Origin of the sequence: Bacillus salacetis (assembly GCF_003581585.1) — a bacterium.
GTDB lineage: Bacteria > Bacillota > Bacilli > Bacillales > Bacillaceae_B > Rossellomorea > Rossellomorea salacetis.
Genome location: NZ_QXIR01000001.1, coordinates 347,747 through 359,863 on the forward strand (window position 1 = coordinate 347,747; position 12,117 = coordinate 359,863).

The 12,117-nt window shown below is 36.7% G+C and carries 6 protein-coding genes; 1 reads left to right on the forward strand and 5 read right to left on the reverse strand.

Features of this window, described 5'->3' with window-relative positions:
- Positions 1 to 48: 48 nt before the first annotated feature.
- The 5 genes from D3H55_RS01680 to D3H55_RS01700 all read right to left on the reverse strand — a co-directional run bounded on the left by D3H55_RS01680 (position 49) and on the right by D3H55_RS01700 (position 9,884).
- A complete protein-coding gene (locus D3H55_RS01680; RefSeq protein ID WP_119545155.1) occupies positions 49 to 1,134 on the reverse strand; it encodes a glycosyltransferase family 4 protein in 1,086 nt (361 codons plus the stop codon).
- Between the two features lie 266 nt (positions 1,135 to 1,400).
- Positions 1,401 to 2,546: a non-hydrolyzing UDP-N-acetylglucosamine 2-epimerase gene (gene wecB / locus D3H55_RS01685; protein ID WP_119545156.1), complete on the reverse strand. Its 1,146-nt coding sequence runs from the start codon at positions 2,544 to 2,546 to the stop codon at positions 1,401 to 1,403.
- An 88-nt stretch (positions 2,547 to 2,634) separates the two neighbouring features.
- Positions 2,635 to 5,577, reverse strand: coding sequence for a M14 family metallocarboxypeptidase (locus tag D3H55_RS01690; RefSeq protein ID WP_119545157.1), 2,943 nt, complete (start codon positions 5,575 to 5,577; stop codon positions 2,635 to 2,637).
- Positions 5,574 to 6,392 carry a hypothetical protein gene (locus D3H55_RS01695; RefSeq protein ID WP_119545158.1) on the reverse strand — a complete coding sequence of 273 codons (819 nt, stop codon included), beginning with the start codon at positions 6,390 to 6,392 and terminating at the stop codon, positions 5,574 to 5,576. Before D3H55_RS01695 ends, D3H55_RS01690 begins: the two co-directional genes overlap by 4 nt.
- Positions 6,393 to 6,506: 114 nt before the next feature.
- A complete protein-coding gene (locus D3H55_RS01700; protein WP_119545159.1) occupies positions 6,507 to 9,884 on the reverse strand; it encodes a glucosaminidase domain-containing protein in 3,378 nt (1,125 codons plus the stop codon).
- A 230-nt stretch (positions 9,885 to 10,114) separates the two neighbouring features.
- Between D3H55_RS01700 and D3H55_RS01705 the strand changes: the two genes are divergently transcribed.
- Positions 10,115 to 12,097, forward strand: a complete 1,983-nt coding sequence (locus D3H55_RS01705; RefSeq protein WP_119545160.1) for an asparagine synthetase B family protein — start codon at positions 10,115 to 10,117, stop codon at positions 12,095 to 12,097.
- Positions 12,098 to 12,117 lie beyond the last annotated feature (20 nt).

Sequence of the window (12,117 nt, forward strand, 5' to 3'; positions counted from 1 at the left end):
ACAAGCTGCCCCCATCATTAATGATGGGGGATTCTCTGGCTGGAAGCTTTATTGATCCTTTTGGGGACGGCGTGTCTCGATAAGTTTCTTTATTGCACTGATTAAGGGCTTGTGATTCTCCCCGATTAGTCCTACTAATTCTGCTGAAAATTGAATAAGAATCAGTAAAATGAACACAATGAAAATAGATACCCATAAAGTGGCATTCGAAAAGAGGATTGCCGCCGCTCCGAAACAAGCACTTACTGCATACAGGAGTAAAACTGTAGTCCGATGGCTGAAACCTACCCCAAGTAAACAATAATGTAAATGATGTTTATCTGGCTGTGCAAGTTTTTGTTTATTCAATGCTCTTCTTAAGATGGCGAAAAGCGTATCAAAAATAGGTATAGCCAATACAATAATTGGAATAATGAAACTAAAAATGGTTACATTTTTAAACAGACCCAGCATTGAAACAATCGAGATAGAGTAACCAAGAAACAAGGCTCCGGTATCTCCCATGAAAATTTTTGCAGGGTAAAAGTTGTGATATAAAAACCCTAATGAGCTTCCAATTAAAATTGTACATAAAGCAATGACAACAATTTGGCTATCGGCTATAGCCATAATCAGTATCGATCCTAATGCAATAGATGTTACCCCTGCGGCTAATCCGTCTAATCCATCAATTAAATTAATTGCATTTGTTATTCCTACTATCCATAAAAGAGTAACTGGATAACTAAACCAGTCTAAATAGATGACTCCTAACATAGGTAGGGTTACTTTATCTATAAGTAAACCAGATGAGATAACCATAATAGCAGCCACAACTTGGCCAATCAATTTGTACTTCGCGCTTAAAGTAAACCGATCATCAAGCAGGCCGACCACCAAAATTATTAATGCTCCACCTACAACTTCCTTCATATAAACCGATTGAGGCATTAAGAAAAGAAATCCAGCAAAGCTCCCTATGAAGATGGCTAGTCCACCCATTCTTGGCATAATGGCCTGATGGACTTTCCGGGTATTTGGCTGGTCCACTGCCCCAATCTTAATGGCGATTTTTTTAATCACGGGTGTGATTGTAATTGAAACGGCAAAAGATAATAAAAAAGCCGCAATATAATGTAACGCTGTGTGGGTCATATTAGCACCTTCTTAAAGGAATGTCTGCACTTCCTCCATCATACCAAAATTTATACATCTTTCAATAAATATTTTTGCCTCTTTAGTGACAACCTGCTCTTCAAAAGTTAGTGTTTTCTAATACAGGCGTAGTATTACTGGAAATTTTTTAAAAAATATCCTATAAAATTTTACCCTTTAAAAATTCTGGTAAACATAGGTAATAACTTATAGAACATTCTTCTTCCCAAGTAAAAAAAGCAGCTGTATTCAGCTGCTTTTTTTCTTTAAGGTCGAAAATATTCAGGTTTTTCATCCCGTTTTTTAAAATAATGAAGAATTGCTCGTACAATTCGCTGAGATGCTCTTCCATCCCCATAAGGATTTGAAGCTTTCGCCATAGCATTATACGCTTCTTTATCTGTTAATAGTTCTTTCGCAAGATTATAAATGTTCTCTTCTTCTGTTCCAGCAAGCTTAAGTGTTCCTGCTTCAATTCCTTCTGGACGTTCTGTAGTATCTCTTAATACTAGTACAGGTACTCCAAGTGAAGGTGCTTCCTCCTGTACCCCGCCTGAGTCAGTTAAGATAATGTAAGCTCTAGAAGCGAAATTATGGAAATCATATACGCCAAGTGGCTCTATGAGATGAATTCGAGGATCTTTTCCAAGGATTTCATCTGCAACTTCCCGTACAGCCGGGTTGAGATGCACTGGATAAACCACTTGCACATCATCGTGTTCATTAACTAGACGTTTAATTGCTCTAAACATGTTCCTCATTGGTTCCCCAAGATTTTCTCTTCTATGGGCAGTCAAAAGGATCATGCGGTCACTTCCGACCTTCTCCAGTACATCATGATGATATTCATCTTTTACCGTTACACTTAGGGCATCAATAGCAGTGTTCCCAGTAATATAAATCCCTTCTGGCTTTTTATTCTCAGTCAAAAGGTTATCTTCTGCTTTTGGAGTAGGAGCAAAATGAAGATCTGCTATAACCCCTGTTATCTGCCTGTTGATTTCCTCAGGGAATGGAGAATATTTATTCCAGGTACGCAATCCAGCCTCGACATGACCAACAGCAATTTGATTATAAAGAGCTGCAAGACCTGCTACAAATGTAGTTGTCGTATCACCATGCACAAGTACTAAATCAGGCTTTACTTCCTTCATAACATTGTCCAAGCCTTCTAATGCTCTTGTTGTTACTTCTGTTAACGTTTGGCGTGATTTCATAATGTTTAAATCATAATCTGGTGTTACCTCGAAAATTTCCAGAACCTGGTCAAGCATTTCACGGTGTTGTGCTGTAACAGTAACAATTGATTCAATTTCTTCAGGATATTTTTCAAGTTCAAGTACTAGTGGTGCCATCTTGATTGCTTCTGGCCTGGTACCGAAAATCGTCATTACTTTAATTTTGTTCTCCATTTCGAGCACTCCTTAAGGAAAATTTCGTATTAGTCTCAGTCTTCTTTATCATGCTCAATAATACTATTGTTTACCTAGTTTCATCAAGTTATCGCTTATTTCGATTAAGATAAGCTTCTTCTGCTAATAATAGACCTACAGCTCTGTTCTGCTGCCAAATTTTCGGATAGTTTTTCAATGGAACAGGACGTGGACCCGGGTAAGGAGAAATTTCAGGTGTGAAACCAGGGCGCTTAAACCTATCAATGAACCAATCATCGAATGCTCCTATAGGGTTAACTGCTGGAGGAACAAGTGGATACCCTGTTTCTTTGCTAAGCTGTTCAGCTAATTTTCTGTTTTGTGACATTACATCCGGATCTGTCTCAAAACTCCAGTATAAGATTTCCCCTGCAGAATGATAGGCAACCGCAGTCTTAAAGTCGTGCTTTAAGGTGAAATTATAAAGTGCTTTCGTCTCTGGTTCACTTAGTGCCTTAGGGCCCTTGTAATCCTGAGGTGCAGGTACGTTTCCACCTCTTTTGATACTCCAGCCTGATGGATAATTTCGATTAAGATCCACTCCCCTTATATTTGCCTTCCAGGAGGAAAAGTCTGTACTTCCATTATTTAATTTTAGAACATAGGCTGAATTTTTGGCACTTTTATGCCCTTTTTGGACTAGTGTTATTCCATCAGGGTTAACCATTGGTACAAACCAGATTGATGTTTTGGATAAAACATCACGAACGTTATACCCCGCAAAAAATCCTGTTGAATAATAAGCTTGAGCATATTCATCTATCATTTCCATGATGACATTAGCCGTCATATGTTCCCTGGCATGATGAGCAGCGTTTATTTGAATTTCAGTGTTTCCTGTACCTAACTTGACTGCATATAGATTTCTTCCATCAACAGATTTTCCGATTACTTCCATTTTAATTAAATTCGGATATAGTTCTTCAAGCTGATTTAAGTCACTTTGCAGCCTTTCATAAGTATAAGTCTGATTAGGATTAACGGCATCTCTCACCAGAGGAGTATAGTTTGCCACGCTATCTTTCTTAACATATCCATACCTGCCGCCAATATTGATTTCATACCAGCTTCCAAAATCCTTTGATACAGCTATTTCAATACCACTATCCAAGTAAGCAAATGGCTGAAGTTTATTCCCGGTATTGTCATAGACTGCTTCATCTTTATTTAGTTTAATTGTGCCAATTCTTAAACTCTGATTGGCATGATTATTAAAATCTCGATATGATCCATGCTGGGTTCCTTTTTTTGTTATAAAACCAGTTATATTGCCAAAGCTGATTTCATGCCAATTTCCAAAATCATTTTCCCTCAAGTATGTTTGACCTTTTTCAAGGACACCCATTGGAACAAGTTTTCCGCTGCGGTTATCATAGATAACCAAGCCCTCTTCCATAGCTTTAAAATATTTAGCATTCTGACTGAAAGTAATATCAACATCGCCGCTATGTATGTAACCTACACGGTCAGCAAGCAAAACTTTATACCAAGTGCCTGTTAAACTTGCAACAGGATAGCTTTTTCCTTTTTCTAAGACAGCAAATGGAACCAGCTTTCCGGAAGTATTATCGTAAACTGTGACGCTTGTCTTAGTATACACAGATTCCTTGGTATTCTTATAATTGGTATTTAGGTTTTTCAAGCTGGCTCCTCCAGCCGGTGCCGTCTTATTTTTAGCTACATATCCATAAAAGTCGCCAAACTTGATTTCATGCCAGTTTCCGTAATCCTTCACACGCGGGTACACTTGTCCCTTGCTTAAAACTCCGACTTTCTCCAAGTATCCTTTTCGATTATCGTAAATAAAGGTATCATCTTCTGTTACCTCAAAGTACTTTGTTGATTTATTAAAATTGAGCTGGACGTTATCTTTATGAATATAACCTACCCTATCTGCTAGAAGGATTCGATACCAGTTGCCAAAATAGGTGGCTATAGGATACTCTTCGCCCTTCATTAAATTAGCAAAAGGAATTAGCTTTCCAGTAGAGTTATCGTACACCTCTGAATCTGCCAGGACTTTAAATGTTTCGTTCATATTATCAAAGTCTTTATTAAGGTTTTGGATCTGACCAGGGCCAGCAGGTTCAGTACTATTCTTTGCTACATAACCAAAATACCCTCCAAAGTTGATCTGATGCCAATTCCCATAATCCTTAGTCCTTGGATATACTTCTTCTTTAGAAAGAGTCCCCACTTTTTTTAAGTATCCTTGCCTATTATCATAAACAGGTGTGTCTGACTCAGTTACTTTAAAGAATTTGGTTGATTTCGCAAATAGCTGCTTTACCTGATCTTTGTGGATATATCCTATTCGGTTGGAAAGTACGACTTCATACCAATTACCTGAGTTATTCACTACTGGATATTCCAATCCAGTAGACAGTGTGGCAAATGGAATAAGCTTTCCTGTTGAATTGTCATAAATAATGGCATCAGAGATAATTCTAACCTTTTCGTCCTGGAAGGTATAATCATTTGTTGTTTTAGGAGCATCCTCCAGAGCCGGCCTGGTTCCTGATTTTTTTACGTATCCATAAATATCTCCGTATTGTATCTGGTGCCAGTTACCAAAGTCTTTTACCCTTGGGAATATCTGACCTTTTGAAAGATGTCCCACTAATTCAAGGCTGCCGCTTCTGTTATCATAAACTGGTAGTTCTTCCTGGGTGACTTCAAACTGTTGGCTGGAGAATTCAAAATTAAGAGTAAAATCTTCTTCGTTTATATAACCCACTCTATCAGCGACAAGTACTTTATATCCATTTTCAGTATAGTTAACAATGGGGAAGCTTTCTCCTTCCTCAATAACCGCAAATGCTTCGGGTTTGTTCTTCGAGTAATCATAAACGACTGCGTTTTTATTCGCTTTGAAATGTTTATTTGTCACCGGAAATTCTTGAGTTAAGTTTTGCAAAGCATCTCCATCAGCAGGTCGTGTTCCGCTTTTTGCAACGTACCCGTAGTACTTCCCAAAATTAATCTGATGCCAATTGCCGAAATCTTTCACTCTCGGATATACTTGCCCTCTAATAATTCTCCTACTTTTCTCAGCTTTACTCCTTGATTATCGTATACAGGCAATGAGTTCTCTGTCACTTCAAAAAATTCATCAAATACCCTATCTGCTTCAACAGTTTTTATTTCTGGATCGCCATTTCCTGCTGATTTGTCAGCAATACTTTTTTCTTCCCCAACTTCCTCTTCAGGTTCATTGGATGTTTTTTCTTCAAAAGAGTCACTAGTATTTTCAGGAACTTTCTGATCTACAGTATCAGTGTCTTTATTTATTTCATTTCTTGATTGCTCTTCTAGTTTCTCAGATATTACAGAAGAATATATAATATTCTCATCTTTTTTTACCACTAAGTCTTTTTCACCAATTGTCAAATAGTAATTTGTTTCTGTTACCTTATGTATTTCATATTCCTGTTTAGGAAAGATCGATGCTACAGGTTCCTCTTTTTCATCTAATACTTGTATTGACTTAGAAGAATGAATGCTCCCGGCCCGCTCACTTTTCAAGGTATTTTTCATCGGACCCATCAATTTTATAGAGTCATGGAACTTTTCATCTATTACATAAAACTTATCATTCCACTGAATTTCATAACTGGATATATCATTATCGTAGTTAACAAGATAGGTACTGCCTTTTTTTAATTCACCTAATTCCTTTTCACCATTCGATAAGATGATATCTTCCTCAATAACTATAGAATATGTTTCCGCTTCAGTTGAATTGGATTGAGCAGAAGGTGATGGTGCTAAACAAAAAACTAATGCAAAAATAACTAGAACATTTAAAACTTTTATTCCTTTCATTTCTTCCTCCTTGTCTTTGATGATATAAAACTATTATACTTTATTTCCGGTCTCAACAGAATACGACATAAACCAACAAAGGGAACGAATTTTCTTTCGCTCCCTTTGTTGGTTTTACTTAAAGTATGGTATTTCAAAGATTTCCCGTTTTTGTTCTAGTAAGCTATAGAAATTATAAATATATCCTTTAGCCTGTTTATCAGCCCAGCCGATATCGGTAGCATATTGATGAGCTGGCCATCCTGTTTGTTCAACTGCAAACGGATTCCATCTCATTTCATATAATGTATTTTGTCTATAATCAGGATGGTAGATATAAGTTTCACCAATGAACTTTGCTCCGCCGATAATGGCATCTTCCACTGAGAACCAGCCCTGTTTATACGCATATTCTGAGGCACATCTCACAGGAGAAGGCTCACACTTATCATATGCCGCAATACCATAAACGTTATACACATTTCTAGGCTTAACTTGCTTCCCATCTACCACAGAAACTGGATGACCTTTCAAAAGCGATGACTCTCTCGAGCTGCCTGCCCCAGTTTCCAGTAAAGCATGTCCCATTAAATAAATTTCATTTATGCTGTATGTTTCTGCTGCCTCGATAAAGGCCGCTCCCTTACCTGAGAGATTTCCTTTGTTTAAAAGGATTTTCTCATTTATTTCACGCGCACTTGTTCCCGCTGGTGAAGATAATAATAAGAATTGGTATTTACTTCTGTCATCATTAATGAAATTTTCAGGGTCCATATAGTACTCTAAATCTTCCATACTTGAATTGACAAAAGCACGGTAATACACCTCATATTGATTCTTGGTTGAGTTGTATTTCCACGTCCTATAGAGATTAATTTTATACCATTTAACACCTTCTACAGTCTGTGATCCAATAATTTCAATTCTTTCCAAATCTTCAATTTGAGATAGCTTCCAATAATTAGTCCCAGGACCTCCTCTGACGTTCCAGTTTCCATCAGTGATCCCAACATTATTACTATCAATCTTAGAAAAAGCATCCCATCTGATCCAGGCATCATATTTAGAAGTATCGTTTTGAGGGGCAGCCCTATCAAACTGCAGCCTTGCTGCTTCTGAAAAGCTGATATTATATGGCGTTTCTATGAACATACCATCAATATTAATATCTTCCCCAGCAACCAGACCAGACCTTCCGCCAAAATCAACAGTTGCCCAGCTTCCTGATTTGGACAGATAAGGGTATACCTGCCCTTCAAGGATTTCTCCCATTTTCACGAGTTTACCTGAACTGTTGTCATAGACAGTCAGGTTTTTTTTAGCCGTAAACACCTGTGACGGTGTGATGCTGCTCCCCAGGAAGTTATTCTCTCTTTCAGGAGTTCCCATGGAAGTATCTGATTTGCGAATATATCCATTTATGTTGCCAAACTTAATTTCATGCCAATTCCCAAAATCTTTTATACGCTTATACGTTTGGTTTTTGTATAAGTACCCTACTGGAACTAAGCTGCCTGTACTGTTATCATATATCGCTGTTTTATCTTTATAGACCCTAAAGTATTGCTCTTCTTTAGGGAAAAGGGTTGAAACATCATCCTTACGAACAAAACCATTTCTTCCACTGACATCAATTTTATACCAGTTTCCGAATTCTTCTAAGATGGAATATCTTGCTCCTTTTTCTATCTTTGCAAACTCAATTAATGATCCAGTTGAATTGTCATACACTTCCGTAGTTTGATTCGCAACAAAATAATGATTAAGTGAAGATTTTTTGTTTGGATTTATAATAGAACCTGAATAAGGCATAGTATCATTCTTAAGCACATACCCATTTTTTTCACCAAAACGGATTTCATGCCAGTTAGAAAAATCTTTAACCCTATCATAAACCTGACCTTTTTCAAGGGTTCCAACTTTCACCAAAGAACCTGAACCATTATCATATACCGGCGTATCACGGGAGACAACATAGCGGTTTTGGTCACTTTCAAAATGAATTCTTGTTGTAGCTTTACTTACATACCCAATACGACCGCTGTACTCAATCTCAAACCAATTACCAAAATCTTTTATGATAGGTATGGTTTGTCCAGGTAACAAGGTACCTATATCCAGCAGCTTTCCTGTTGAGTTATCATTGACTACTGTTTCATCCAGTATATCAATTGATTCCGGTCCTACAGTACTATTCTTAGATTCCTTAGGTATACTCCCTGTAAAAGGAATAGTGTGATTCTTCCGAGCGTAAACAAAGTAATCGCCGAACTTAATTCTGTGCCAATTAGTAAAGTCGCTATAAATCGGATATACCTGCCCCTTAGTCAGGTGTCCTACCTCAACTAGCTTTCCAGTCCGGTTATCATAAATAGGGGTAGTATCAGTTACCACTTGGAATCCTTTAATATTATTAAAGTTGATTCTTCCGTTACCGGCTTCAATGAATAAATATCTTTCACCAACTTTAACTTTGAACCACTCACCATAGTTTTCAACAACCGGGAAGCTCTTATCCGCATTAAGCTTAGCAGCTACACGAGAAGATTTATCCATCTTCAGATAAGCATTAGCTTGTTTGAGAATATTGGCTGTAAGCTCGCCTTTCGTCTTCCCCAACTCAAAGTTTATATCCAATGGCTTAGATACAAGTTGTGTACTCTTCTTCCAAACATAAACTGTCTTTCCACCAACTAATATGCCATGCCAATTACCATAATCAGTAAAGATATGATACACTTGGCCTTTTTGTAATTGAGCAACCTCTACTAATGCGCCCGTACTATTGTCATAGGCAGGAACATTGTCGGAAATCACCTCAAAATATTCTGTATTGCTTTGTTGAATGGTAAACTTCTGTATGCTACTTTCTGTTTTGGTATTTATTTGACCAGAGACTTCTTTTTCCTGCTCCAGTTGTTCTGCAGACTCTTCTAGGCTTGTTACAGGCTCTTTTGCTTCCTCAGGAGTCTGCTCTTTCTCTTCTTTCTCAGGTGCAGTCTCTTCTTCTGCCTCTTTGCTGCCTTCAGAAATAAAGTAAGTTATATTGCCGATAAGTATTGAATAAATTCCCTCGTCAGCTTCTTCTCCTTGTTTCACTAACAAGTCAGATTCTTTAGCTAAATGACCTTGAGTCTTTTCGCTTGATAAGTTTTGCTTAAGAACACTTTGAGTACTGAACTTCATAATCTCATAGTCCTCATCCAAAATAGAGCTGCTAGTATTGCTCAGTATAGATGGATCTTCCACTCTTACTAAATTCTTCGAGGGAATTTCTATTAATTGACTATTATATTGAACCAACACATTAGTATTCTCTTTGTTAAGCTCTCCGTAAATAAGACTTCCTGGAAGCAAGGTAATTTCATCATTCAGTGTTACTTGATCGTTAACTGAAAAAAGAATCTTACCATTATCTTCATTTTCATTCGCACTGGCTATAGACGATAAGCCAAGTGAAGAAACCATTAAAATTAGTACCAGTATCCATATTCTCAACTGCGAAAAACTCAAAAAATTTCATCCTCCTAAACTCATTTTTACAAAAGTATTACAGAATTACCTTCGAATTACAATTATATTTCTCCCTTTCTGTAATATCAATAGAATTTTCCAAAAACCCTCAATGGTTATATTATCCAAAGTTTCCTCTAGTTGAATAAATTCCTGCTAATAAGTTATACTTCTTACTAGCTGTTTTGAACTTTCATTCTAACTTCAGATTACAAATTAGGAGAGGTATCATGTTTCTCAAAAAAGACAAGACAACCGAACTCTTCGCAAGGGGATATTTAATTCATACCAAAAGATCTAAACCTCCTCTCGGGAATTGGAGAACCTTGAAGAAAAATCAGTTTTACTTTCATCATGATCCCAGACTTGATTGTATATTGGTAGAAAAAGGTGGCCATTGGATTATAGGTGCAGGCACCTTTTTTGACCACATCAATAATATCGGCAAGAAAAAAGAAATTTTGACCACACTTTTAGAGAAGTACAAATTATCTGACACTCAATTCTTCGATTATTTAGACTCCATATCTGGCAGGCACCTGCTTTTATATGGAAATGAAGAATGTAGTTATATTCTTTCCGATGCTACTGGAATGAAAAGTATATTCTATTCAACTAAAGAACACTGTATAGGCTCTCATGCAAGTTTGGTGGCGGAGGCAGTGAACGCTGGCCCATCAGAAAAGGTGGATGAGTCGATGCTAAGTGAATATACAGCATATCACTTGCCAGGTCATTATACACCTTATAAAGATGTCTTCTTTCTCACTCCAAATACCCTTTTAGAGATACCAGACTTTACTGTAAAACGTTTTTATCCAAGGTATGATTTGCCTGAATATGACTTATCTGAAAGTGTTTCTTTAATTACTGAATGGACCGACAGACAACTAGACCACTTAAGCAAGGAGCATAAACTGCTCCTATCACTGTCTGCCGGGATAGATAGCAGAACCACTCTTGCTCTAACAAATAAATATAGAAAGTTTTTTAAATATTTCACATACTATATGTCGGGTTTAGAAAACGAATCGAGTTCGAAAATCCTTAACATTGATAAAGAAGTGGCTGGGGAAATTTCCAAAAATCTGGATTTGAATCATGAATTTATTAATATAAATCATTCCATTGATCCTAATAAAGAATTCCCTGAAATTGCAGCTCATTTATCAAGGAACACTTTTAGAAGTCATAGTGTCCATCTGGCTAAATTATATAAAGATAACTTTAAAGACTACCTTCATATTCGTTCGAACATACTTGAGATAGGCAGATATTTTTACAGAAAAGCTTATAAAGTTCCTAAAAAATTGACAGTGGAGAGCATGATTACTTGTTATTCGAGAAAGGCAGAAGGCGATAAGAAAGTGCGGGACGCGTTTCAAACCTTTTACGACACGGTACAGCTTGATCAAATTTATAATTATGATCCATATGACATGCTATATTGGGAATATCGTATGGGGGTTTGGCACTCCCAAATTTTATTAGAAAGCGACATTGCCCACGATACTTATATTCTATTTAATTCAAGAAAGATTCTAGAGCGCATTTTAGCTGTAAGTAAACAAAATAGAAGATCTAACAAGCTCTTTGATGAACTGATAAATAAAAACTGGCCTGTCCTCAAATTTTGGAAAATTAACGATACTCATTCAGTGATTGACTTTTATGATGATGAAATTGATTCTTCCGGAATTCCTTTAACAAATGTAAAGACTAAAGGATATAACCTCTATAGCAATAATCTAATTAGGGGAGAATTCACTTTTAAAGTGAATAAAGCTAAATTTCATATTGATAAATCAGCTCCTGCAAAGGGAGATACATTAGAGGTAGAAATCCCTTTAGATCTGAAAAAAAGTAATAATTATCATATTATCCTTCATGTTAGATCACCTTATGAAAACCCTAAAAATAAGGGTAGATTAAAGTATCAAGTATCACTTAATGAACAACTATTGTTAGAAGAGGATATTGCACTTTGGAAGGAAACTAATGTTATTGAAATGAAATTCCAACCAAAAACGAACGAGAACATTTTAAAATTAACCATTCTTGCTACCAAAAACTGTGAAGATTGGTCTTGGGGTAAATCTGGGACTCTTATTATTGAAAAACTTTCCTTAAGGAGTGCGGCTGAGGTTCTTCCAAATGCCATTACAACTTCCTGTTCAAGTCCTTTTAGTAAACAGAGCAATAATACTGAGTAATTTATATAGACAGAAAAAAC